This window comes from Streptomyces sp. NPDC001843, from assembly GCF_042891955.1.
GTDB lineage: Bacteria > Actinomycetota > Actinomycetes > Streptomycetales > Streptomycetaceae > Streptomyces.
In genome coordinates, this window is sequence record NZ_JBIATQ010000001.1 from 514,908 (window position 1) to 537,166 (window position 22,259).

Genomic DNA, 22,259 nt, shown 5'->3' on the forward strand with positions numbered 1-22,259 from the left:
CCGCGCCCACAGCGGGCGCCAAGAACCTAGAGGAACGGGATGTTTGGCATCTATCTCAAGCGCGAGCTGAGCCGGCGCAAGAAGGCCGCTCTGGTCATCGCGATGGGTCTGGCGCTCGGTATCGCGCTGGTCATCACCGTCGACTCGGTGTCGGCCGGCATGCAGCAGGCGCAGGACAAAGTCCTGAAATCGCTGTACGGCCTCGGGACGGACATGACCGTCACCAAGGCCCGGTCGGCGCCCAAGGCAGGCAGCTCGGGGCAGGGCCCGAACTTCAAGTTCGACGCCAGGTCCAGCAGCAAGACCTCGCAGAGCTCCGACCGGGTGATGACACAGGGCGGCCAGGCCCTGAAGTCCTCGCTGGTGGAGAAGGTCACCTCGCAGAAGGGCGTGGACAGCGCGGTCGGCGCCCTGTCCCTGAACGTCACCAAGGTCGACGGCTCCTTCACCCAGGGCAAGGCGCAGAGCTCCACGTCCTCCGGTTCCTCGGGTTCCCAGCGGCAGGGCGGCCCCGGCGGCGGCAACGACGGCGGCGGCGGTCAGCCGCAGGTACAGGGCGGCGGGGCCGACTTCAACGTCAACAGCTACACCGTGGTCGGCGTCGACGTCACCGACCAGGGCCTCGGCCCGCTCGCCGCGATGAAGATCACCTCCGGCAGGACCTTCACCTCGGCGCAGACGAACGCCAAGGTCGCGGTGGTCGGCAAGTCCTATGCCAAGGAGAAGAAGTACAAGGTCGGTTCGACCTTCAGGATCTCCGGCACCAAGTACACGGTCATCGGCATCGCCACCCCGGACAGCAGCGAGTCCACCACCGATGTGTACCTGCCGCTCAAGCAGGCCCAGACGCTGGGCGACGCCAAGAACAAGGTCACCACGATCTACGTCAAGGCGACCGGCTCCCAGCAGATCTCCGCGGTGAAGAAGGAGATCCAGTCGAACATCTCCGGCACGACGGTCACCACCTCGTCCGACCTGGCCTCCACGGTCTCCGGCTCCCTCTCCACCGCCTCGAACCTCGCCGCCGGCGTCGGCAAGTGGCTGTCCATCGCCGTCCTCGCCGCCGCCTTCCTGGTGGCCGCGCTGCTCACCTCCTCCGCCGTGTCCCGGCGCGTGCGTGAGTTCGGCACGCTGAAGGCGCTCGGCTGGCCGAGCCGCAGGGTGACCCGCCAGGTGGTCGGCGAGTCCGTGGTCAACGGCCTGATCGGCGGCGGCCTCGGCATCGCGCTGGGCCTCGCGGCCGCCTACACGGTCACCGCGATCAGCCCGAAGCTGACGGCGCAGCTCGGCAACAGCGATGGTGGCGGCATGGCCGGCCCCGGCGGCGGTGGACCGGGCGGCGGCCCCGGCCGGCAGGCCTCCTCGAACACCCTGCAGATCGCGCTGTCCGCCCCGGTGTCGGTGACCACCATCGCGCTCGCGGTGGGCCTGGCGGTCACCGGTGGCCTGATCGCCGGCGCCATGGGGGGCTGGCGGGCCTCCCGGATGCGGCCGGCGGACGCCCTGCGCAGCGTCTCGTAAGTCCCTCCTGCTTCCCGTCGCTTCCCGTTACGGAGTTCCCATGTACAGACTCACCGGCGTCACCAAGCGCTACACGCGTGGCAAGGAGACGGTGGAGGCGCTGCGCGGCGTCGACCTCACGATCGCCGACGGCGACCAGCTCGTCATCCAGGGCCCCACCGGCGGCGGCAAGTCCACGCTGCTGCAGATGGTCGGCGGCCTGGACCGCCCGACCGAGGGCAGTGTCGAACTGGACGGCGTGGACCTCGCGCGCATCAGCGAGGCAAAGCTGACCCGGCTGCGCGCCGAGAAGATCGGCATCATCTTCCAGGCGTTCAACCTCATCCCGACGCTCACCGCGCAGGAGAACGTGGAGACCGCCCTGGTCCCTCTCGGCGTCAGGCCCGCCGAGCGCCGCGAGCGCGCGGCCGAGGCGCTGCGCTCCGTAGGCCTCGGCGAGCGCCTCTCCCACGTCCCGTCGGAGATGTCCGGCGGCCAGCAGCAGCGCGTCGCGATCGCCCGCGCGCTGGTGAAGAGGCCGAAGGTACTGCTCGCCGACGAGCCCACCGGCAATCTCGACGAGGGCACCCGCGACGACATCATGGCCCTGCTGGAGGGCCTGTGGCGCGAGCACGGGCTGACGTTCGTCATGGTCACCCACGACTCGTCCATCGCCCGCCGCGCACCACGCCTGGCCACCATCGACGCCGGCCGGATCACCCTGACCGAGCAGAGCGTGCGCTTCTGAGGCGGTGGCCGCTCGGGCGGGCGCCGCTCACCTCCCGAGTATCCGGTCGACGTCGGCCAGTTGCGCGGCGGTGAGCGGCCCCTTGGCGATGGCGCCCGCGTTCTGTTCGGCCTGCGCGACCGAGCGGAAGCCGGGAATGGGCACCGTACGAGGACTGCGCGCCCACAGCCAGGCGAGGGCGCCCTGGGCGAGGGTGCGACCGTCGCTGGTGAGAACGTCCTTCAGGGCGTCGACCCGGGCGAGCCACTGCGGGTCGGCGCCCGACCCGCCGCTGAACCCCTGGAGCCAGGCGGGCGGCCGGCTGCGGATGTCCCCGGACTCCAGGGCGGCCCCCTGCGCGTGCTTGCCGGTGAGCAGACCCATGGCGAGCGGGCTGCGGTTGATGCTCGCGAGCCCCGACTCCTCGCACAGCCGGATCATCTCCGGGGCGTCCTGCAGGACGTTGAGCGCGTGCTGTACGGCCGTGCAGTGCTCCCCTTCGGCGAAGACGGCGGCGCGTGCGGGATCGTCGGTGCTCCACGCATAGGCGCGTACGAGCCCCTCCTTGACGAACTCCTCGCAGAGGTCCCGCAGTTCGGCCGCCCGACCGAGGTCGGCGTCCGACAGGTGGAGCTGATAGAGGTCCACGTAGTCGGTGCCGAGGCGGCGCAGCGAGGCGGTGAGTGCGCGGCGGGCGTACTCCGGGGAGTCGTCGCCGCCCGTGAGGGTCCGGGTCTCCTCGTCGAAGACGTTGCCCCACTTGGTGGCGACGACGACCTCGGCCCGCCGCCTGCCGAGGGCGCGGCCGAGTACGCGCTCGCTGTGCCCGGCGCCGTAGGTGTCGGCGGTGTCGAAGAAGGTGACGCCGAGGTCGAGGGCACGGTGCACGGCCCGTACGGACTCCTCGTCGTCCACCTTGCCCCACCCCAGCGGCTGCCCGTCGGCGGCCTGCCACTCCCCGCCGATGGCCCAGCAGCCGAAGCCGAGCGCGCTGACCTGTATGTCACTGCGCCCCAGTGTGCGGTTGCCCGCCGTGTTGCGCATGTTCTCCCTGCTCTCCATGGGAAGGACGCTAGAAGTTGAAGCGCACACGAAGGCAAGCCCTTGCGGCGAACCATGTGAGGTGTGGACGGCGCGACGCTGGAAACGCGTGAGGAGACCGTTCCCGCCGACCACTCCTGGGGAGCAACCGTGACCTCTTACGACCGACGCGATCTGGGCCTCCTGCTGCTCCGGCTGGGAACCGGCGGAGTGCTGGCGGCGCACGGCGCGCAGAAGCTGTTCGGCTGGTTCGGCGGCCACGGCCTGGAGGGGACCGGCAAGTTCATGGAGTCCGTCGGCTACTCCCCCGGCAAGGCGAGCGCGACGGCGGCGGGCCTGGCCGAGACGGGCGGCGGTGCGCTGCTGGCACTGGGCCTGGCGACCCCCGCGGCCGGCGCGGCGGCGGCCGGCGCGATGACGGGCGCGGCGGCGGTGCACAAGCCGAACGGCTTCTTCGCCCAGGAGGGCGGCTACGAGTACGCGGCCAGCCTGGCACTGGCCGCCACCGGCCTCGCCATCACCGGCCCCGGCCGCCTCTCCCTCGACCACGCCCTCGGCCACTTCGCGAACCGGGGCTGGATGGTCCCGACGGCCCTCGGCGTCACGGCGGCGGCGACGGCGGTGGTCGTCGGGGCGCGGAACAAGCGCCTGCAGCAGTCCAAGGAGGCCGAGGCCGAACAGGAACCCCTGTTCGAAGAGTAGGTCCGCCCGAGCATGGGGCAGGCTGCCGGCATGAGCGACCACACCCACGCCCACGCGCCGGACCTCTGGCCCACCATCGACGCCCTGACGTCCTGGCTGGACACCAACCGGACCCATGACGGCACCGAGGGCACACTCCTCCGCATCCTGAAGTTGTCGGAGGAGGTCGGCGAGGTCTCCCAGGCGGTCATCGGCGCGAGCGGCCAGAACCCGCGCAAGGGAGTCACCCACACGTGGGAGGACGTCCAGGCGGAGCTGTGCGACGTCGTCATCACGGCCCTGGTGGCGCTGCGCACACTGACGCCGGAGGCGCGGGAGGTCTTCGGCCGGCATCTGGCGCGGGTGGCGGAGCGGTCACTGAGGACCGAGCGGGCGTGAGCGGCGGACGGTCATGCTGTAACGCCGGGGCGCAGTCAGGGAGTTGCCTCAGAGCGGTAGTGGCTGGGGCGGGCGCGGGTATCGATGGCGGCGTCGCAGGTGTGATGCCCTCACCGTGAGCGGCGCCCGGCCTGCCGGGGTACTGGTCATCAACACGCTCTGCCCCGACTCTCAGGACGCATACCGGCGCTACGTCATCGTCGTGGCCCTGTACGGGCTGGTGCTGCTGGGCTCGACGCACCGGCCGGGCCCGGCGCGCCCGGAATGGTCGCCGGGCTGTGCGCCCCCACGGCGGTCGCCGTGACGGTGCTCGCCGGCCCGCCCAGGTGGGCGTTGCTGGGCCCTGTTCGCCGCCCGCTGGCTGATGGCCACCGTCCTCACCCGCCGCCCGTCGAGAACGGAGCCCGGGTACGAGCCCGCGAACCGGTGAACCTTGCCGCTCCTATCGAAATTCGATAGATTCCCATCGCAACTCGTTAGAAGGTCGGGTCATGGGAAAGATGACAGTGCGTGCGTTGCGCGCCGTGCTCGTAGTGGTGCTCGTCGGCACCGTGTGCGTACAGGCAGCGATGGTGTGGACCTTGGTCAGCGGGCGCGACCCGGAGGACGGGGCGCTCCCGCTGACCGCATTCCGCGTGATCACGATCCTGGGCATGGTGTCGGCCCAGGTCGCCCTGGTCTGCGTATGGCGGCTGGTGGCGATGGTGCGACGCGGAACCGTGTTCTCCCACGCCGCCTTCCGGTACGTGGACGGCGTGATCGGCGCGATCGTGGCGGCCGCCCTCCTGTGGTTCGCGGTCACGGCCGTCAATGCGCCGGGTCAGCGGGACGACCCGGGCGTCACCGTCATCATGGGCGGGATCGGCCTGGCCATCCTGGGGGTCGCACTCATCGTGCTCGTGCTGCGGATGCTGCTCGCCCAGGCTGTCGCACGCGACGTCGAAGCGACGCAGATGCAGGCCGAGTTGGACGAGGTGATCTGATGCCGATCGTCGTCGACATCGACGTGATGCTGGCCAGACGCAAGATGTCCGTCGGCGAACTCGCGGAACGCGTAGGGATCACGCCCGCCAACCTGGCGGTACTCAAGAACGGCCGCGCCAAGGCGGTCCGCTTCACGACGCTCGCCGCACTCTGCGACGTGCTCAAGTGCCAGCCGGGCGACCTGCTGCGCTGGGAGGCCGAGGACGTCGCGGGCGGATGAACGGTCCCCTCGATGCAGCCCGATGAGAGAACGGTGAACGCGACCGGGGGTCAGGACCGCGATGCGCCATGACGACAACCTCAACGGCGGGCAGACCATGGCGACGGCCGTCAGGCCCATGGGATGGATGATGCCCAGGATCCGGCCGCGCCCGGCAGCCCGGCGGCTTCCGGTGCGCACACACCCGGAACGTGCGCGGGCCGCCTGCGTCTGGGGGCGGCCCGGCAGGGTCCTCGGTCGGACAGGTCATGCCGTGTGCACACCAGGATCGGCGGCGGCCGGGCTCTGGGAACGGCCCGGTGCGGGTGCGGCCGGGGCGCCGTCGCCATGTGCCGTGGCCGTCCGGGGCTGCGGTCGTACCAGGATCAGGACGATCAGTCCGCCGAGCGTCGCCGCCGTCGCCGACAGCAGGAAGACCCGGTCCAGGCCTGCCGCGAAGGCCTGGTGCACCAGGTGGCGTGCCGCGTCGCGGTGTGCGGGCGGTGCCGCCTGGATCAGGCGCTGCGCCTGGCCGCCGGCCAGCGCGGAGGCGGCCCTGTCGGCGTCCGGTACCGTGCCGGAGCCGGCCAGTAGCGCGGCTGTCCGGCTGGTGAAGACCGCGCCGAAGACGGCGATGGCCAGCGTCATGCCGAGTTGGCGGAACGTGTTGACCGCCCCGCCGGCCACCCCCGCCTGACGCGGCGGCACGGTGGAGGTGGCGGCCGACACCAGTACCGGTGTCGCCAGGCCGACACCGACGCCGCTGACCACGAGACCCCACAGGAGCGCGGCCCGTCCCGCGTCGGCCGTCATCCCCGCGCGCAGCAGCAGCATGCCCGCCGCGACGAGCAGCAGGCCCACGCCGATCGGCAGGCGCGGGGCGAGCCGCTGGATGTGGCGGCCGGCCACGGCGGCCACCAGGAACGACGCCCCCGCCAAGGGGGTCAGCGCGAGGCCGGCCGCGACCGGGCTGAGGCCCAGGACGGACTGCAGCCACAGGGAGAGCAGGACGAGACAGCCGAACGCGCCGGCCTGCAGCAGCAGCGCGCCACTCATCAGGCCCGCGAAGGACGGACGGCGCAGCAGCGCGGGATCCAGCATCGGGGCGCCGCCGCGCCGCGCCGTGCGGTGCTCGATCACCACGAACGCGGCGAGCGCCAGAGCGGCGACGGCGAAGGACGCCACGATCCCGGCCGAGGTCCAGCCCACGTCCGCGCCGCGGATGAGCCCGTAGGTGAGCGCGCCCGCGGCGGTGGTGAAGGCCGCCGCGCCGGGGACGTCGATGCGCGCCGGTGCGCAGGGGCCGGACGCCTTGCCGGTGCCGGTCCCGTCCGGGCGCACCACGCGCAGCGTCAACGCGATGGCGACGGCGGCGATCGGCAGGTTGACGAAGAAGATCGCCGGCCAGCTGATGTGCTCGGTGAGCAGGCCGCCGAGCAGGGGGCCCGCCGCAGCGGCGGCTCCGTTGACCGCGCCCCACACGCCGAAGGCCGTGCCCCGGTCCTTGCCCTGGTAGGTGGTGATCAGGAGGGCGGGCGAGGTGGCGAACATGGCCGCGCCGCCCACGCCCTGCACCACACGGGCACCGATCAGCACCCCGGCGTCGGGGGCCAGGCCGCACACGAGGGAGGCCAGGGTGAACAGGCCCAGACCGTAGACGTAGAACCGTCGATGGCCGAACCGGTCCGCCAGGGAACCGGAGGCCAGCAGCAGGGCCGCGAGGGCCAGGGCGTAACCGTCGATCACCCATTGCAGCGAGGTGAAGGAGGCGTCGAGGTCGTCGGCGATGCTGGGCAGTGCCACGTTCACGATGGTCACGTCCACCAGCAGGATGAAGGCGCCCAGGCAGACCGCCGTGAGGGGCCACCACTTGCGCATGTCGGGTCTCCGTTCGGAGGTCGAGATTCGGAGTTCGAGATTCGGAATGCGGAGTGCGGGACGCGAGTTCGAACCAGAAGCGCTGTCCGGCACCGAGCGTGGACCACCTTCAGGTGGTTCTGTTAGTCAGAGCCCACCCTCTGCGCGGACCCGACATGATGGAGCGCTGTGATGACCTATCTCGACATCCCTCGTCGCGCCGACCGCGCACTGTCGGACGAGGAGATGGCGCTCGCGCAGGCCCTTCAGATCAACGGACGGGCCTCGTTCCGGGAGATCGCCAACGCCCTCGGCGTCTCCGACCAGACCGCCGCGCGCCGTTGGTCACGGCTGCGGTCCTCCGGGAGGATCCGGGTCCTGGGGCTGACCGATCCCCGGCGGATGGGGGACTCCGGCTGGCTCGTACGGGTTCGGTGCACGCCGGACGCGGCCTCTTCCATCGGGGAGGCGCTGGCGCGGCGTACGGACACCACCTGGATCCATCTCAGCTCCGGCGGCACCGAGATCAGCTGCTTGGTGCGGACCCGCGGCCTGGGCCTGGACGACTCACCGCTCCTGCAGAAGCTGCCGCGCACGCCCCAGGTGGTGGACGTGTCGGCGCACTGCCTGCTGCACATCTTCTTCGGCCGGGACCTGAGCCCGATCAACAAGCGCGGACCGCTGACGGCCGCGCAGATCGAGGCACTCACGCCACGGGTGACACCCGAGCCGGCCCCGGACGACGCGCCTCCGGTGACGCTGGACGACAGCGACCGGCACCTGCTCGACCTGCTGGCCCGGGACGGCAGGGCGGGAGCCGGAGAGCTGGCCGCCGCGACGGGTCTGTCCCCGTCGACCGTGCGCCGCCGCATCGCCGAACTCACCGTGTCCGGCGTTCTGTACTTCGATGTCGAATACCCCCCGGACGTCATGCGGGAGAACTTCCGGGCCTCCCTGTGGCTGGAGATCGACCCGGCCCATCTCGCCACCGCGGGAGCCGCGCTCGCCGCACACCCCGAGGTGGCCTTCGCCGGCGCCGTGACCGGTACGACGAACCTCTACGCCAGCGTCGACGTCCCGACCGCGCATCTCTTCTACCGCTACCTCACCGAGTCGGTGGCGGCCCTGCCCGGCCTGCGCCACACCGCGACCACCCCCATCCAGCGCACCATGAAGGGCGCAGGCCCCTACCTCCCGGCCGGAACGCCGTGACGCACGACAGCGCCTACGGCACCCGACACTCCTGCACTGGAGCTGCGGCAAGACGCTGAAAGATCAGAAAAGGCCTCCGACACGGGTCAGAGGCGCTTTCCCAGGCAAAGCCACAGGTGGCGGCAGACGAGTCGGGCTGTACGCCGGGTTCTGTTCCGGAGGGTCCTCGCGGTCCCTCCGGCGACGGCCATCCATCTAGGGCCGGTGTTGCCACCGGTCTCGTGCGGTCTACCCGCGGACTCGGGCGGGCAGCCCTCGAACGTCCGCGCAGAGCGCCTCTTACAGCGCCCCTCTTGACCTTGCTCCGGGTGGGGTTTACCTAGCTGCCCAGGTCACCCTGGGCACTGGTGGTCTCTTACACCACCGTTTCACCCTTACCCGGCGCCGGAGCGCCGGGCGGTTTGTTTTCTGTGGCACTGTCCCGCGGGTCACCCCGGGTGGCCGTTAGCCACCACCCTGCCCTGTGGAGCCCGGACGTTCCTCGGGAAGCCCCCTAGGGGACTCCACGCGGCCGCCCGCCCGGCTCGTCTGCCGTGTCGACCATGGTACCGGGCGGGGCGGGTGGTTCCGTCCCGCCTCGCAGGAGGTCAGAGGAAGTCCGTCGTTTCCAGAAGGCCCTCGGCCGGCGTCCGCCCGGCTGGGCTGCGGTGCCACCTCGGTCACCGGGGCCTTGCGCGGGCGCGTACCGGCCGCCGTGGCCAGGACCGATCCCGCCAGGATCAGCGCGAAGGCCACCCCGATGGTGGGGGTCAGCGGCTCGCCCAGGAAGACCGACCCGGCCGCCACCGCCACCGCAGGGTTGACGTACGTGATCACCGAGGACCGGACCGGGCCGACCTCCTTGATCAGCTCCAGGAAGGCGATGAAGGCGACCGCCGTGCAGATGGCGCCGAGGCCCGCGAGGGCGACGAGGGCCCGGCCCGGGGGGACGGTGGAGGGCCAGGTGGCCGCGGCGGCGGGGGCGTAGAGGAGGGCGGTGAGGGCCAGGCAGGGGGTGATGAGGTGGAGGGTGGGGACGTCCTTCATGCGGCGTGCCGCTATCAGGGGTGCCGTCGCGTAGCCGAGGACCGTGACGAGGACCTCGGCCAGGGAGCGGGCGTCGCCGCCGGTCAGGTGCGGGATGGTGAGCACGGCGACTCCGGCGAGGCCGACGCCCAGGCCGGTCACCCGCCGCGCGCTCAGCCGTTCCGTGTCGCCGAAGAGCCGGGCCGCGACCACCCCGGCGATCGGGACGCCCGCGATCAGCAGGCCCGCCGTGGAGCTGGAGAGGTGCCGTTCGGCGTCGGTGAGGGTGAGCCAGGGGCCGACGATCTCCAGGCACGCGAAGGCCAGCATGGGCCGCCAGTGGTCCCGTACGTTGCGGGTCAGGCCCTTCTGCCGCAGGGCGAAGGGGAGCAGTAGGGCTGCGCCGAGGGCGCACCGCGTGAACACCACCATGGTCGGGGACACCGCGTCCACCGCCACTTTGATCATCAGGTAGGGGATGCCCCAGATCACTCCCATGAGGGAGAACAGGAACCAGCCGCGTGCAGTCATGCGGTCAAGTCTGCGGCCGGTCAACGCCCCCCGTCTTGAACGCTGTTGCGGTACGCCGCCGGGGTCACCCCCAGCACCCGGCGGAACCAGCGGGTGAGGTGGGCCTGGTCGGCGAAACCGACGAGCGAGGCGACCTCGGCGGGGCGCAGACCCGTCTCCAGCAGGCGGCGGGCCCGGGCGACCCGGTACTGGGCCAGCCAGGCGTACGGCGGTACGCCCATCGTCGTGCGGAAGGCGCGCAGGAGCTGGTACCGGGACATGCCCAGTCCGGCCGCGAGGTCGGCCAGGGACGGTGGGGCGAGGAGTTCGTCGGCGAGGCGGTCGCGTACGACCTGCGCGATCCGGTCGGCGCCGGGCACGGTGTCGTTCGCCGCGCGGGCCGTGGAGTGGCGGCGGGCCAGCGCGGTGAGCAGCCAGGGGAGGCGGGACTCGGTCTCCAACGGGTCGGGGCAGGCGCTCAGTTCCGTGTGCGTGCGGTGCAGGGCGGTGAACAGTTCCGGGTCGTCCAGTACCGGGTCGCGGAAGTGCGGCAGGCCACCGAGGATGCCTTCGGTGAGGAGGGAGGTGCCGGCGTACACGGCCCGGTAGGCGTAGCCGTCGGAGGCGCCGGCGGGCCCGCCGGTGTGCATCTCGCCGGGGGCGAGTACGACGATGGAGCCCGGGCCCGAGCGGATCAGACCGCCCCGGTAGTCGATCACCTCGCAGCCGCCGGTGGTGACGCCGATGGAGTATTCGTCGTGCGTGTGCGGGGCGTAGACGTGCGTGTCGAAGCAGGCTGTCAGGAGGTCGAGCGCCGGACCGCAGCGGCCGAGTCGCGCCCTGGTCCATGTCGCCTGCTCGCGTTCCCCCACTGTTCCCCCCTCTGTGCCCCCTGCCGTCTAAGGGTGCAACGCCTGGAGGCCGCGTTTCCATGCCGCCGCCAGGTCCGCGTCCTCGGGAAACCGGCCGTGGATCTCCAGGATCACCATGCCGTGCGCGAAGGCCCAGGTGGCGCGGGCCAGGTCCAGGTCGCCGTCGCAGGCCCGCAGCAGGGGCAGGGCGGCGCGGTCCTCCAGGCCGGCGGGGAGTTCAGCGCGCGGCAGGGGGCGTTCCGTGGCCAGGCAGTAGAGGTGCGGGTGGGCGAGGGCGTAGTCCCGGTAGGCCGTGGCCAGTGCCTCCAGGGAGCCGGGGGCGCGGGACTCGGCGGCCTCCAGGGCCTCGGCCGACTCGGTGAGCATCTGCGCGACCAGTTCGACCTCGACGGCGTGCTTGTCGGGGAAGTGCTTGTAGAGGGAGGGGGCCTTGATGCCGAGCCGGTCGGCGAGGGTCCGCATGGTGAGCAGGGCGGGTCCGGACTCCTCGAGGAGGTCGCGGGCGGCCGCGGCGATCTCCCTCGCCCTCGGGGTCAGTCGTTCAGCCACGCTGGAAGCCCTCCTTCGTCCGCAGTCCGTATCCGAAGGCGCGATCGTACGAGATGTGGGCGAGCCAGCCGCACAGGGCCGCGAAGGCGGGGGCCCAGGCGACGGGCGCCACCGTGTAGAGGGCCATGAGCGCGACGGGGACCAGGGCCCGGTGCAGCGCGTTGTAGTACGGCACCGCGCGGGGCGCCAGCTGCCCCTTCGCCATGCGGGGCGCCTCGTCGAGGGCGACCAGGAAGGTGAGGTCGGGCAGTACGAGGAAGAGCAGGGCCAGGGCGCCCGCGAGCCAGCCGTGGTTCATCGCCTCCAGCACCGCGAAGGCCGACCAGAACAGGGCGCCGGCGAGCCAGGCGGTGCGGCGCAGGACGGTGAGGGCGGTGCGGGACGGTACGGACGTGGTCGCACTCGTACTGGTCATGGCTACTGCCTCCTGAGGCCCTGACGGCGTCGAGCTAACGCCGTTAGCCAACACGGTATGGCTAACGGCGTTAGCCGTCAAGGGCCAGTAGGTCACGCCGCCATCCGCTCCAGCGCACCGAAGGCCGCCGAGGCGGATCCTGCCACCCGCCGAGGAGAGTGATCATTCACCCAGGGAGTAGACAGTGTCTACGCATATGCGGTAGACACTGTCTATGACTGATGAGAGCTCCCTTCGGGAGCGGTTGATCGATGTCGGGGTCGACCTCGTGCTGACCGAGGGCTCCGCGTCCGTGGGTCTGCGGGAAATAGCCCGTCGAGCGGGGGTGTCGCACGGGGCGCCGCGTCGGTACTTCCCCACGCACCACGCGCTGCTCTCGGCCATCGGCCGTCGCGGCTTCGAGGACCTCGCGGCCATGTTCGAGGCCGCGGTCGCCGGCACGACCACCCCGCGCGGCCGGCTGGAGGCCCTCGCGCGGGCGTACGTCGGGTACGCACTGGAACGTCGCGGCATGTTCGAGCTCATGTGGCGGCACGACCTGCTCGACGGCGCGGCGCAGGCATCGGACCAACCGAGGCTGCGCGAGTCGACCCTCCCGCTGTTCGGGCACTTCACCGGACTCGTCGCCCGATGCCTGTCGGAGCGGGATGCCGCGCGAAGCGCCGACGGGCCGAACGAGGCCGGACCGCCGCCTGCGGTGACCGCCGCCGCCCTGTGGTCGAACCTGCACGGCATGGCCCAGCTGTGGGCCTGGGGCAGCCTGCAACTCGCCCTCGGCACCCCACCGCTGGACGGTGACCCCGGCGACGACCAACGCGACCGGCTCATCACGGCGGTCCTGGACGCCCATCTCGGCCCGGTGGCCTCATGACCGCACCCGCACAGCGGCAGATTGCACTTCTGGTCAGCGTGGTCGGCGCGGTGATCGTCGCACTGGACGGAACCATCCTGCTCATGGCGCAGCCCGGCATGCAGCGGGATCTCGGCGCGAGCGTGGTGCAGATCCAGTGGACCAGCACCGGCTATCTGGTCGCCGTGGCCGCGTTGCTCGTGATCGCCGGGCGCCTCGGGGATCGGTACGGGCACCCGCGCCTGCTGTTCGTCGGCGTCCTCGGTTTCGGGGCCGCCTCGGCCGGGATCGCGCTCGCGCCGGGCGTCGGCTGGGTGATCGTCCTGCGCGCGGTGCAGGGCGGGTTCGCCGCGTTCCTGCAACCTGCGACGCTCGCGCTGCTACGGCTGGCGTATCCCACGGACCGGCTCGACACGCCGATCGCCATTCGCACCGGTGCGATCGCGGTGGCGGCAGGGTCCGGTCCGCTCCTGGGCGGTGTTCTCGTGGCTCATCTGGGGTGGCGCGCCGTCTTCTGGGTCAACGTGCCCCTCGCGTTCGTCATCGCCCTTCTCGCCCTCGCCGTGCGGACGCCGGCACCTCAGCGTGCCAACTCCCCACGGCTCAACCTCACCAGCGCGGGCCTGCTGGCGGTCGTGCTCGCAATCCTGGTCCACGCCTTGGCCGATGTGCCCGCGCGGGGGTGGACCGCCGCGCCGACGCTGCTCGAATTCCTCGCCGTCATCGGCGTCGCAACGGCGCTCACCCGGCACGAACGCCGCACGGCCCACGCGATCGTTCCACCAGCCGTAGCGGGGTCCGTACCGGTGACGGCGTCGATGGCGATCCTGCTGGTCACCACCGCCGGCCTGTTCGGCGCGCTGTTCAGGGCCACCTTCTACCTCCAGGACGTACTCCGGCTCGACCCACTCGCCAGCGGTCTGCGCGTGCTCCCGCTGACCGTGCTCATGGTCCTCGGCTCACCCGCGGCGGTCGCCGCACTGCGCCGGTACGGTGCGCGCCGCACCGCGGTCACCGGTACGGTCCTCGTCGTGGCCGGCATCGCGGGGCTGTCCCGGCTCGGTCCCGCCGGCACATGGATGGCCATGGCTGCGGCCTTTGCCGCCATCGGTGCCGGGTTCGCCATCGTGATGGTCACCGCCACCGGGACCGTCGTCGGTGACGCGCCGCCCGGGTACGCCGGGGTCGTCAGCGGGCTCAAGCAGACAGCCGTGAACATCGGGCCGACCTTCGGCATCGCCGTCGCGGCCAGCGCGACCGGCACGGCTGCTTCGACCATGAGCTCCACTCCGCTGATCCTGGCCGCACTCGCCGCTCTCGGCCTGCTGCCCGCGTCGCGGCTGCCCCGGCGCCCGGCCCGCCAGGAAGGAGACGACACGACCGCTGCGCCCCCGGCGCAAGCACCCGCACCACAGGCGGCACCCGCCCGACAGACAAGCAGTTGAACAACCGCAGAACACGCCCCCGCAGCGTCGTCATCAATAGCTGGAATAGCTGGTACCCCTCGCTGTTTCCAGGTTGCGGCTCATGCGTTCCAGGACGTGGACGGTTGTGTGGTACTCGTCCAGGGAGATGCCGGTTGTGGACAGCTCGCGGAACGCGTCGACGCGCGCGGCCACGTCGGTCAGGCGCCGGCTCCCGCCAGGGGTGAGGGTGAGCCGGTCCGGTGCGGGGCGGTTCGCCCAGTCGCAGGAGAGAACGGTGTCGATGGCCCCGTTCAGCACGGTGCTGTCGGCGTTGGCGGCGAGGGTTGTCAGGACTTCTTCATCGGTGATTCCGGGGGTGTCGTGGATGAGGTTGAGAACCTGCCAGGCGGTTCGTGTAAGGCCGAACTCCTCCAGCATGTGGTTCATGTAGCCGGTGAGGGCCTTGTCGGTGCGGTTGAGCCAGTAACCGATCGGTTTCACGAGCGTGCTCCTTCAGAGGCGGAGGTGGGTGCTGTGCGGCGTCGGCCGGCAAAGGGCTTCGGCCCGTGGCCCGGCGCGGCGGTGTCGGCACACCGATGCACAACGCGAGGGCATCACGCGCGGACTGCTGGGCACGGCTGGTGCCGGGGCGCAGCCGCGGGCGGAGGATGTCACTGATGCGTGTGCGTACGGGAGAGGAGTGCGGGCCAGTCCTGCGCGACGGCCCAATCGGTGAAGCTGTGCCAGCCGACTTCGGGGTAGTCGCGTCGCAGCGCCGTGGCGTCGACGTCGAGGCCCACGGTGGTGAAGTACTCGAACATGGCCGCCAGGTCAGCCGATCGGGCCCGAACGTAGGCCAGGGGTACTTCCTGATGGGCGACCGGGAGACCGATGGCGGCCGCGAGGATCTCCGCCATCTGGCCAGGGGTGCGCTCGTCGGAGGCGATGTCGATGCGATGGCCGGCGAACTCGTCACGGCGCTGGAGGGCCAGTGCGGCGAAGGCGCCGATGTCCGAGGCGGGGATGAGCGTGAGGGGCCGGTCGGCAGGCATGGGCCAGGCGAAGGTGCCGTCGCGTAGCCCATCGAGGGTCCAGCCGCCGGCGTAGTTGTCCATGAATGCGGCCGGGGCGATCACCGTCCAGGGCACCCCGGCGGCACGCAGGTGCTGCTCGACCAGGTGCTTGCTCTCGTAATGCGGGACGCCGGTGCCCCGGTCGGCGTGGGCGGCGGAGGTGAACACGATGTGCCCGAGGCGTCCCTCTGCCGCGGCGTCGACGAGGGCCTTGCCCTGCCGGACTTCGGCGGCGGTGTCGGTGCCGAACGGGGTGGTGACCGCGAAGAGGGAGTCCGCTCCGGTGAGGGCGGCCTCGAGCGAGGGCCGGTCGTCGAAGTCGGCGCGGCGCACCTCGGCACCGAGGCTGCGCAGGGCGTCGGCGGCGGGTGAATCGGGGTGGCGGGTGAGCGCGCGCACCTGATGACCGGCAGCCAGTAGGGCGCGGGCGGTAGCCCCACCCTGGGCTCCGGTGGCTCCGGTGACAGCGACGGTGAGCATGGTTTCTCCAATGAGTACTATCAGTGCGTGACGCATTAGCTGCGCCACGCAGGAGACTATAAGCGATCGATCGCTGCGGCGCGCAGCAATTTGGAGTGTGATCGAGATGACGGACTCACGTCGGGCCCGGCTGTACGAGGAGTTGTCCAGGGAGTCCCGCCGCTACCTGGCGGCCTACGTGCTGTTCAACCAGGCCATCGCCGACCATCTCGGACTGCACCCGACCGATGTGCAGGGTCTGAGCCTGCTGACAGCAGAGCCTGGGCCACTCACGGTCAAGCGGATCGCCGACATGACGGGCCTGACCACAGGCTCGGCCACGCGCCTGGTCGACCGGCTCGAACGTGACGGCTACGTGGTCCGCTCCATCGACCAGCAGGACCGCCGCCGCGTGCTGGTCACCCCGGTGCCGGAGGGCATCGCCCGCGTCACAGCAGTATGGGACGAGCTCGGCCAGGCCTGGCAGGCACTTCTCGACGGCCACACCGAGGACGAGCTGGAGGTGATCACCCAGCACATGCGACGGGCACGCGACCTCAGCCACTCCCAGATGCGGCGCCTGCGAACCCGCCCGAAGCCCGACTGAATCGCCCCGAGCAACCGGTGCCACCGACGCACGATCACCGCAAGCCAGCGCCCCTCGCATCCTGGAGATCACCGCAGCAGCTTTCGGAGCTCGCGCCGGAGCCAATCCGAACGTCCTTGAGCGGATGAGCGAACAGCTCGCCGACGAACGCGCCTCGGCCGCGCCGACGCCCGGGCAGGTGGGCGGACGAGCGGTGGCGCTGATCCCGCACCGCACGTCAGGCGTGGAGGAGACCAATGTTTCCCGCCCCGGCCGGGGCAACGATCGGGCCGGTTCGGCAGTCGTAGGGAGTGACACACGTCGGCCTCCTGCGTTCGCCGCCAACTGCTCGCGTGCGCGGTGTGGTTGACAGCAAGGCCTGTCATCCCTGGGAGGATTTATGAGCCGATTCGCCGCACCGTCCAGCGACAGACAGAGCAGCGGACGCGACATCGCCCCGCCCATCGCTGCCGCACGCGCCATACGGCGCAAGCCCGTCGGTCGCGCCACAAGCCGCGGTGTCGTGGTGGGGGCCGTCACCGTCTTGCTGGCGGGGGTCGGCGCCTCAGCCGATGCCGCGTCCGATACCGCGCCCAGCGCCCCGGTGATCAGCGGTGCCACCGTCAACTCCGGACATGACGTCATCGTAGGTACGACGCGCAACGTGCAGTTCTCGGTCACGGTCACCGGTTCGGACGACTCCGGTCTGTCCTTCGCCGATGTGGACCTGAAGGGGCCGCACGGCGGTTTCTACACCACCGATGCGTTCTGCGAGACCGCGACGGCGTGCACGACGGCTTTCACCGTCAACGCCCACCCGGCTCCGGGCAGCGACGACCCAGTGGACCTGGCCAACACCAACGCGGGAACATGGTCGGTCGACGCCTTGGTCGACGCCAACGACGGCGGTTCCGTTTTCGCCCCCGGCGTGGGGTCGTTCCGTCTCAAACGCGCCGCGCGGCTCACAGTCGACGCCTCGCCGGAACCGGTGGCCAAGGGCGCGCGTATCACCATCACCGGCAAGCTCGTGCGAGCCAACTGGGACACCTATCGGTATGCCGGATACGCGGGCCAGGCCGTGAAACTGCAGTTCCGCCCGAAGGGCAGCAGCACCTACGCCACGGTGGCCACGGTGGACACCAGCGACACCGGCACACTTCGCACCACGGTCAAGGCAGTCAAGGACGGCTACTGGCGATGGAGCTTCACCGGCACCGACACCACCGGCCCGGCCAAGGCCACCGGCGACTACGTCGATGTACGTCCTTGATCCGGCAAGCACCACCTCGAACGATCGATGCGGCCCGGACTTGGCGGGTTCCGGCACGCCGTGACACCACCTGAACTTCCCGGTCCGGCCGCTGAGGGGCCCCGCCGCAGGCAGGGCCCCTCAGCCGTGTGCCGGCAGACATGCTCACCTCCCGGTGCAACTGATCAAGAGAACCTGGAGGAAGGTTGCCCACTCCGAATCATCTGTCCGCGGCCGAGCACTTCGAGGGGCTCTGTCCGCAGTTCCGTGAAGGCCGTCAGTTGGGCCATGGCAGGACAGTGAGTTCCGGCCACTCGTGCTTCCAACGGGCCGCCTTGGTCTCATGGACCTCCCGCGGGGCAAGGACCCCGGAAGGCGAACCGCACTGAACTTGACCCTGACGCGACGTCAACGTCTGTACTGCTGCCATGCGGATCGGAGAACTCGCCGCCACGGTCGGCGTCACGACGCGTACCGTGCGGCACTACCACCACCTCGGCCTGCTCCCCGAACCGGAGCGCCTGGCGAACGGATACCGGCACTACACCCTCCGGCACGCCGTCGTCCTCGCCCGGATCCGGCGGCTGACGGAACTGGGGCTCGGGCTGGCCGAGGTGCGGGACGTGCTCGTGGACGACGCCGGCAAGGAGCTCGTCGAGGTGCTCACCGAACTCGACGAGGACCTTGCCCGGCAGGAAGCGGAGCTGCGTGAGCGCCGGGCGCGGCTGCGGGCGCTGCTGGAGCACGGGGAGCTGCCCGCCGAGGGGCCCGTGTCCGCCGAACTGGCCTCCCTGTTCAGCGGGATGGCCGATCCGTCGGACTCGCCGATGGCGGCCAAGGACCGGGAGATCCTCACACTGCTCGACACCGCGGCTCCGGCCGAGGCGCGGGAGCGGTTGTTCACCGCGCTGCGCGGCGCCCTCGGCTCGCCGGACGTCCTGGCGCGGGCACGGGAGGCGTACGCGCTGCTCGACCGGCTCGAGGACGCCGAGCCGGACGACCCGAGGGTGGCGGAGGCGGCCCGGGCGCTGGCGGCGTGCCTCCCGCCGGAGCTGCGCTCCGGGACGCCCGTGGACCACGACAACGCCTTCCTGCGTGCTGTCTACGCCGACATGGCACCGGCCCAGGCGGAGGCGGTCCGCCGCGTGCTGCGGGTCCTCACCGAGGGGCGGCCGTGAAGGCGGCCCGCACGCTGGCCCGGCACGAGGCGCGGCTGCTGGCGAGCCTGGCGCTGTGGCCGGCCCGGCGGCGTCCCGGTACGGCCGGCGGCCGGGTCTTCGGGTACGCGCGGGGGCAGGGCCCGACGATGGCCGCGCTCGCCTTCGTGTGCGTGATCGAGACGTTCACGATGTCCGTGCTGCTGCGCCACTGGCCGACCCCGCACGGGGTGGTGCTGGCCCTGGACGCCTACACCGTGGTGTTCGTCGTCGCCCTGCACGCGGCCTGCGTGGTCCACCCGCACGTCCTGACCGCCGACGCCCTGCGGGTACGGCAAGGGGTCCACGTCGACCTGCGCATACCCCTGGAGACGATCACGGCCGTACGGCGCGAGGAGCGCTTCACCCAGGAGCGCGCCCCCGGCCGGCTGGACGTCGCGGTCGGCTCCCGCACCTCCGTCACCCTTGAACTGGCGCAGCCCGTACGGCACATGACGCTGCTCGGCCGCCGCCGTGAGGTGACCGAGGTCCGGCTGCACGCCGACGACGCCGACGCCCTCGTGCGGGCGCTCACCCGGGCGGGCCGCAGGGCGGGGCGGGCGTAGGACGGACCGGCGCGGGGCAACCCGTACGCTGGCCCGGAGCTCGAGTAAAGGAGTACCCCGTGCTTGTCCTGCTGCCGCCCTCCGAAGGCAAGGCCGCCTCCGGGCGTGGCGCCCCGTTGAAGCTGGAGTCCCTGTCCCTGCCCGGACTGAACGCCGCGCGAGAGGCCGTGCTCGGGGAATTGGCCGAGCTGTGCTCCGGTGACGAGGACAAGGCGCGCGAGGTACTCGGGCTGAGCGAGGGGCTGCGCGGTGAGGTGGCCAAGAACGCGGGTCTGCGGACGGCCGGGGCGCGGCCGGCGGGTGAGATCTACACCGGGGTGCTGTACGACGCCCTGGACCTGGCCTCTCTGGACGCCGCCGCCAAGCGGCGGGCCGCCCGTTCGCTGCTGGTGTTCTCCGGGCTGTGGGGCGCGGTCCGGGTGACGGACCGGATCCCTTCCTATCGTTGCTCGATGGGCGTGAAGCTGCCGGGGCTCGGTGCGCTGGGCGCGTACTGGCGTACGCCGATGGCGGAGGTGCTGCCCGAGGTGGCCGGCCGCGGGCTGGTGCTGGACCTGCGGTCCGCCGCCTACGCCGCCGCCTGGAAGCCGAAGGGGGAGGTCGCCGGGCGGACCGCGACCGTGCGGGTGCTGCACGCGCCGACCCGGAAGGTGGTCAGCCACTTCAACAAGGCGACGAAGGGCCGGATCGTGCGCAGCCTGCTGTCGGCCGGGGCGGCGCCCGCGGGCCCCGCCGAACTGGTGGCGGCGCTGCGGGACCTGGGCTACGTGGTGGAGGCGAAGGCTCCTGCCGGGGCGGGGCGGCCCTGGGCCCTGGATGTGCTGGTGACGGACGTCCACTGACGAGGGACCGCAGCAGCCGTAGCAGCTTCGGTTGCAGCATGCGCAACGACCTTTGCGCATGCTGAACGTCACGGGCACGATGAGCGCATGACCTCGGCCCTGCCCTCCTCACCGGCTGCCTCCCCACTGGACATCGCGCCCGTCGTGCCCGTGGTGGTCGTGTCCGACGCCGCCGACGCCGTACCGCTGGCGCGGGCGCTGGTGGCCGGTGGGCTGGCCGCGATCGAGGTGACGCTGCGGACGCCCGCGGCGCTCGAGGCGATCCGGGCGATCTCCGAGGAGGTGCCGGACGCCGTGGTCGGGGCGGGCACGGTGCTTACGCCGGGGCAGGTGACGCAGTGCGTGGCCGCGGGAGCCCGGTTCCTGGTCAGTCCCGGCTGGACGGACACGCTGCTGGGGGCCATGCGGGCGTCCGGGGTGCCGTTCCTGCCGGGGGTGTCGACGGCGTCCGAGGTGGTGGCGCTGCTCGAGCGCGGGGTACGGGAGATGAAGTTCTTCCCGGCGCAGGCGGCGGGCGGTACGGCGTATCTGCGGTCACTGGCCGGCCCGTTGCCGCAGGCGCGGTTCTGCCCCACGGGCGGCATCGGGCCGGACAACGCCCGGGAGTACCTGTCCCTGCCCAACGTCGGCTGCGTCGGCGGCACCTGGATGGTCCCGGCGGACGCCGTCGCGGCCCGCGACTGGGCGCGGGTGGAGGAGCTGGCGCGGGGCGCCGCCGGCCTCAGGGACGCAGATGGGACGTGTCGTTGAACAGCCGTACGCTCGCGTTGCCGTCCGCGTAGTACGCCACCGCCGACAGCGACGCCGCCGACAGCTCCATACGGAACAGGGACTCCGGCGGGGCGCCGAGGGCGAGGCGTACGAACGTCTTGATCGGCGTGACGTGCGTGACCAGCAGGACCGTGCGGCCCGCGTGGGCCGCGTGGGCCGCGACCAGCTTGTCGCGGGTGGTGGCGATCCGGGCGGCGGTTGCCGCGAAGCTCTCGCCGCCACCGGTCGGTTCGGCGTCCGGGTCGGCGAGCCAGGCGTTCAGGTCGTCCGGGTACCGCTCCCGCACCTCGCCGAAGGTGAGGCCCTCCCAGGCGCCGAAGTCGGTCTCCCGCAGCCCGTCGTCGACCGTCACCTCGAGCCCGATCCGGGCGGCGACGATCCCCGCGGTCTCGCGGGTGCGGGTGAGCGGGGAGGCGACGATCGCCTGGATCGTGCCGCGCCTGGCCAGCGCGGCGGCGACCCGCTGCGCCTGCTCCCGGCCGACGTCGGACAGGGAGGGGTCGGTGCCGCCGCTGCCCGAGAAGCGCTTCTGCGGGGTGAGCGGTGTCTCTCCGTGGCGCAGGAGCACGAAGGTGACCGGGGCACCCATGTCGGGGGCAGCGCTCCAGCCGGGGGTGGAGGTGCCGGGAGTGGCCACCGTACGGACCGCGCGGAGATCGGCGGCGCGGGTTCCCGCCTCGCGAGCCGCGTCCGCGACGCCCGCACGCGCCGCATCGGCCTCGACGTCCTCGTCGGCCGGGGCCGCGAGCGGCCGCTCGGAGCCGGCGCCCCGGACCCCCGCCAGAGCCGCCCGGGCCTTCGCCGCGCCCACCGCCGCGTCCCCGGGCGAGCGCGGCGGTTCCGGGAGCGCGGTGTTCAGGGCCGCCGCCCGGGACGGAGAGGGGGACCACTGCTCGCCCCGGGCACCCGCGTCCATCGCCTCGTTGGCCAGGCGGTCGGCGTGCTTGTTCCGTTCGCGGGGGATCCACTCGTAGGTGACCCGGTCGGGCGGGAAGACCCGGGCCGCCTCCGCCGCCAGGGGTTTCATGTCGGGGTGCTTGATCTTCCAGCGCCCCGACATCTGCTCGACGACGAGCTTGGAGTCCATGCGGACGCCGACCCGGGCGGCGGGGTCGAGGGCGTGGGCGGCGCGCAGGCCCGCCAGGAGGCCCCGGTACTCGGCCACGTTGTTGGTGGCGGTGCCGAGGTACTCCGCCGCCTCGGCGAGGGTCTCCCCCGTCACGGCGTCGCTGACCACGGCCCCGTACCCGGCCGGGCCGGGGTTGCCCCGCGACCCGCCGTCGGCCTCGACTATGAACTCCCGCACCGCA

The 22,259-nt window shown here is 71.9% G+C and carries 23 protein-coding genes, 1 other RNA gene and 1 pseudogene; 15 read left to right on the forward strand and 10 right to left on the reverse strand.

The features are described 5' to 3' along the window. The first annotated feature begins 39 nt into the window (after positions 1-39). Together ACFYZQ_RS02365 and ACFYZQ_RS02370 are read left to right on the forward strand one after the other, a co-directional pair. The gene (locus ACFYZQ_RS02365; RefSeq protein ID WP_389140734.1) at positions 40-1,521 is read left to right on the forward strand and encodes an ABC transporter permease; all 1,482 of its coding nucleotides are present in this window, start codon (positions 40-42) and stop codon (positions 1,519-1,521) included. Between the two features lie 40 nt (positions 1,522-1,561). Next, positions 1,562-2,248, forward strand: a complete 687-nt coding sequence (locus ACFYZQ_RS02370; protein ID WP_389140736.1) for an ABC transporter ATP-binding protein — start codon at positions 1,562-1,564, stop codon at positions 2,246-2,248. A gap of 27 nt (positions 2,249-2,275) precedes the next feature. Here ACFYZQ_RS02370 and ACFYZQ_RS02375 read toward each other — a convergent pair whose 3' ends face one another. Further along, entirely contained in the window at positions 2,276-3,289 is a 1,014-nt protein-coding gene (locus ACFYZQ_RS02375) for an aldo/keto reductase (protein WP_389140738.1), read from the reverse strand. 129 nt (positions 3,290-3,418) lie between these two features. Here ACFYZQ_RS02375 and ACFYZQ_RS02380 point away from each other — a divergent pair, with 129 nt between their 5' ends. The 4 genes from ACFYZQ_RS02380 to ACFYZQ_RS02395 all read left to right on the forward strand — a co-directional run bounded on the left by ACFYZQ_RS02380 (position 3,419) and on the right by ACFYZQ_RS02395 (position 5,552). Beyond that, on the forward strand, positions 3,419-3,970 hold the full coding sequence (locus ACFYZQ_RS02380) for a DoxX family protein (RefSeq protein WP_389140740.1): 552 nt from the start codon (positions 3,419-3,421) through the stop codon (positions 3,968-3,970). A gap of 30 nt (positions 3,971-4,000) precedes the next feature. Continuing rightward, the gene (locus ACFYZQ_RS02385) at positions 4,001-4,348 is read left to right on the forward strand and encodes a MazG-like family protein (protein ID WP_389140742.1); all 348 of its coding nucleotides are present in this window, start codon (positions 4,001-4,003) and stop codon (positions 4,346-4,348) included. A 491-nt stretch (positions 4,349-4,839) separates the two neighbouring features. Next, a complete protein-coding gene (locus ACFYZQ_RS02390) occupies positions 4,840-5,331 on the forward strand; it encodes a DUF2975 domain-containing protein (RefSeq protein ID WP_389140744.1) in 492 nt (163 codons plus the stop codon). Next, positions 5,331-5,552: a helix-turn-helix domain-containing protein gene (locus ACFYZQ_RS02395; protein WP_389140746.1), complete on the forward strand. Its 222-nt coding sequence runs from the start codon at positions 5,331-5,333 to the stop codon at positions 5,550-5,552. The genes ACFYZQ_RS02390 and ACFYZQ_RS02395 overlap by 1 nt, the downstream gene beginning before the upstream one ends. Positions 5,553-5,798: 246 nt before the next feature. Here the strand turns inward: ACFYZQ_RS02395 and ACFYZQ_RS02400 are convergent, their stop codons facing one another. Next, the gene (locus ACFYZQ_RS02400) at positions 5,799-7,409 is read right to left on the reverse strand and encodes an MFS transporter (protein WP_389140748.1); all 1,611 of its coding nucleotides are present in this window, start codon (positions 7,407-7,409) and stop codon (positions 5,799-5,801) included. A gap of 168 nt (positions 7,410-7,577) precedes the next feature. On the opposite strand from ACFYZQ_RS02400, the gene ACFYZQ_RS02405 reads away from it, so the two are divergent. After that, on the forward strand, positions 7,578-8,600 hold the full coding sequence (locus ACFYZQ_RS02405; protein ID WP_389140750.1) for an Lrp/AsnC family transcriptional regulator: 1,023 nt from the start codon (positions 7,578-7,580) through the stop codon (positions 8,598-8,600). A 123-nt stretch (positions 8,601-8,723) separates the two neighbouring features. Here the strand turns inward: ACFYZQ_RS02405 and rnpB are convergent. The 5 genes and pseudogenes from rnpB to ACFYZQ_RS02430 form a co-directional block, all read right to left on the reverse strand. Then, an RNA gene (gene rnpB / locus ACFYZQ_RS02410) (RNase P RNA component class A) lies at positions 8,724-9,127 on the reverse strand. Positions 9,128-9,356: 229 nt separating this feature from the next. Further along, positions 9,357-10,136 (reverse strand): annotated as a pseudogene (locus ACFYZQ_RS02415) (DMT family transporter); the annotation flags it as partial. Between the two features lie 20 nt (positions 10,137-10,156). Continuing rightward, positions 10,157-10,987 carry a helix-turn-helix domain-containing protein gene (locus ACFYZQ_RS02420; protein WP_389140752.1) on the reverse strand — a complete coding sequence of 277 codons (831 nt, stop codon included), beginning with the start codon at positions 10,985-10,987 and terminating at the stop codon, positions 10,157-10,159. A 27-nt stretch (positions 10,988-11,014) separates the two neighbouring features. Continuing rightward, on the reverse strand, positions 11,015-11,524 hold the full coding sequence (locus tag ACFYZQ_RS02425; RefSeq protein ID WP_389141856.1) for a TetR/AcrR family transcriptional regulator: 510 nt from the start codon (positions 11,522-11,524) through the stop codon (positions 11,015-11,017). A gap of 4 nt (positions 11,525-11,528) precedes the next feature. Next, positions 11,529-11,951 carry a DUF4260 family protein gene (locus tag ACFYZQ_RS02430; RefSeq protein ID WP_389140754.1) on the reverse strand — a complete coding sequence of 141 codons (423 nt, stop codon included), beginning with the start codon at positions 11,949-11,951 and terminating at the stop codon, positions 11,529-11,531. A 214-nt stretch (positions 11,952-12,165) separates the two neighbouring features. Here ACFYZQ_RS02430 and ACFYZQ_RS02435 point away from each other — a divergent pair, with 214 nt between their 5' ends. Next, positions 12,166-12,822, forward strand: coding sequence for a TetR/AcrR family transcriptional regulator (locus ACFYZQ_RS02435; RefSeq protein WP_389140756.1), 657 nt, complete (start codon positions 12,166-12,168; stop codon positions 12,820-12,822). Next, positions 12,819-14,246: an MFS transporter gene (locus tag ACFYZQ_RS02440; protein ID WP_389140758.1), complete on the forward strand. Its 1,428-nt coding sequence runs from the start codon at positions 12,819-12,821 to the stop codon at positions 14,244-14,246. Before ACFYZQ_RS02435 ends, ACFYZQ_RS02440 begins: the two co-directional genes overlap by 4 nt. A gap of 33 nt (positions 14,247-14,279) precedes the next feature. Here ACFYZQ_RS02440 and ACFYZQ_RS02445 read toward each other — a convergent pair whose 3' ends face one another. Both ACFYZQ_RS02445 and ACFYZQ_RS02450 read right to left on the reverse strand, forming a co-directional pair. Further along, positions 14,280-14,708 carry a MarR family winged helix-turn-helix transcriptional regulator gene (locus ACFYZQ_RS02445; RefSeq protein ID WP_389140760.1) on the reverse strand — a complete coding sequence of 143 codons (429 nt, stop codon included), beginning with the start codon at positions 14,706-14,708 and terminating at the stop codon, positions 14,280-14,282. Positions 14,709-14,878: 170 nt separating this feature from the next. Then, a complete protein-coding gene (locus ACFYZQ_RS02450) occupies positions 14,879-15,760 on the reverse strand; it encodes an NmrA/HSCARG family protein (protein WP_389140762.1) in 882 nt (293 codons plus the stop codon). Positions 15,761-15,866: 106 nt separating this feature from the next. On the opposite strand from ACFYZQ_RS02450, the gene ACFYZQ_RS02455 reads away from it, so the two are divergent. The 6 genes from ACFYZQ_RS02455 (at position 15,867) to eda (ending at position 20,928) form a co-directional block, all read left to right on the forward strand. Then, positions 15,867-16,346 (forward strand): MarR family winged helix-turn-helix transcriptional regulator, encoded by a 480-nt coding sequence (locus tag ACFYZQ_RS02455; protein ID WP_389140765.1) that lies wholly within the window; start codon positions 15,867-15,869, stop codon positions 16,344-16,346. A gap of 379 nt (positions 16,347-16,725) precedes the next feature. Next, entirely contained in the window at positions 16,726-17,595 is an 870-nt protein-coding gene (locus ACFYZQ_RS02460; protein ID WP_389140767.1) for a calcium-binding protein, read from the forward strand. Between the two features lie 407 nt (positions 17,596-18,002). After that, on the forward strand, positions 18,003-18,752 hold the full coding sequence (locus ACFYZQ_RS02465; protein WP_389140770.1) for a MerR family transcriptional regulator: 750 nt from the start codon (positions 18,003-18,005) through the stop codon (positions 18,750-18,752). After that, a complete protein-coding gene (locus tag ACFYZQ_RS02470) occupies positions 18,749-19,336 on the forward strand; it encodes a hypothetical protein (RefSeq protein WP_389140772.1) in 588 nt (195 codons plus the stop codon). The genes ACFYZQ_RS02465 and ACFYZQ_RS02470 overlap by 4 nt, the downstream gene beginning before the upstream one ends. A 59-nt stretch (positions 19,337-19,395) precedes the next feature. Then, positions 19,396-20,178 (forward strand): peroxide stress protein YaaA, encoded by a 783-nt coding sequence (yaaA, locus tag ACFYZQ_RS02475; RefSeq protein WP_389140774.1) that lies wholly within the window; start codon positions 19,396-19,398, stop codon positions 20,176-20,178. 87 nt (positions 20,179-20,265) lie between these two features. Next, on the forward strand, positions 20,266-20,928 hold the full coding sequence (gene eda / locus ACFYZQ_RS02480) for a bifunctional 4-hydroxy-2-oxoglutarate aldolase/2-dehydro-3-deoxy-phosphogluconate aldolase (RefSeq protein WP_389140776.1): 663 nt from the start codon (positions 20,266-20,268) through the stop codon (positions 20,926-20,928). Here the strand turns inward: eda and ACFYZQ_RS02485 are convergent. Beyond that, positions 20,900-22,255 carry a bifunctional RNase H/acid phosphatase gene (locus tag ACFYZQ_RS02485; protein ID WP_389140778.1) on the reverse strand — a complete coding sequence of 452 codons (1,356 nt, stop codon included), beginning with the start codon at positions 22,253-22,255 and terminating at the stop codon, positions 20,900-20,902. The genes eda and ACFYZQ_RS02485 overlap by 29 nt on opposite strands. Between the last annotated feature and the right edge of the window lie 4 nt (positions 22,256-22,259).

Excerpts from the sequence above, each read along its gene's own strand:
- ACFYZQ_RS02365 (WP_389140734.1), top strand. The coding sequence starts at position 40 with ATGTTTGGCATCTATCTCAAGCGCGAGCTGAGCCGGCGCAAGAAGGCC.
- ACFYZQ_RS02375 (WP_389140738.1), bottom strand. The coding sequence starts at position 3,289 with ATGGAGAGCAGGGAGAACATGCGCAACACGGCGGGCAACCGCACACTG.
- ACFYZQ_RS02400 (WP_389140748.1), bottom strand. The coding sequence starts at position 7,409 with ATGCGCAAGTGGTGGCCCCTCACGGCGGTCTGCCTGGGCGCCTTCATC.
- ACFYZQ_RS02430 (WP_389140754.1), bottom strand. The coding sequence starts at position 11,951 with ATGACCAGTACGAGTGCGACCACGTCCGTACCGTCCCGCACCGCCCTC.
- ACFYZQ_RS02440 (WP_389140758.1), top strand. The coding sequence starts at position 12,819 with ATGACCGCACCCGCACAGCGGCAGATTGCACTTCTGGTCAGCGTGGTC.
- ACFYZQ_RS02370 (WP_389140736.1), top strand. The coding sequence starts at position 1,562 with ATGTACAGACTCACCGGCGTCACCAAGCGCTACACGCGTGGCAAGGAG.
- ACFYZQ_RS02455 (WP_389140765.1), top strand. The coding sequence starts at position 15,867 with ATGACGGACTCACGTCGGGCCCGGCTGTACGAGGAGTTGTCCAGGGAG.
- ACFYZQ_RS02385 (WP_389140742.1), top strand. The coding sequence starts at position 4,001 with ATGAGCGACCACACCCACGCCCACGCGCCGGACCTCTGGCCCACCATC.
- ACFYZQ_RS02450 (WP_389140762.1), bottom strand. The coding sequence starts at position 15,760 with ATGCTCACCGTCGCTGTCACCGGAGCCACCGGAGCCCAGGGTGGGGCT.
- eda (WP_389140776.1), top strand. The coding sequence starts at position 20,266 with ATGACCTCGGCCCTGCCCTCCTCACCGGCTGCCTCCCCACTGGACATC.
- ACFYZQ_RS02465 (WP_389140770.1), top strand. The coding sequence starts at position 18,003 with ATGCGGATCGGAGAACTCGCCGCCACGGTCGGCGTCACGACGCGTACC.
- ACFYZQ_RS02395 (WP_389140746.1), top strand. The coding sequence starts at position 5,331 with ATGCCGATCGTCGTCGACATCGACGTGATGCTGGCCAGACGCAAGATG.
- ACFYZQ_RS02460 (WP_389140767.1), top strand. The coding sequence starts at position 16,726 with ATGAGCCGATTCGCCGCACCGTCCAGCGACAGACAGAGCAGCGGACGC.
- ACFYZQ_RS02390 (WP_389140744.1), top strand. The coding sequence starts at position 4,840 with ATGGGAAAGATGACAGTGCGTGCGTTGCGCGCCGTGCTCGTAGTGGTG.
- ACFYZQ_RS02435 (WP_389140756.1), top strand. The coding sequence starts at position 12,166 with ATGACTGATGAGAGCTCCCTTCGGGAGCGGTTGATCGATGTCGGGGTC.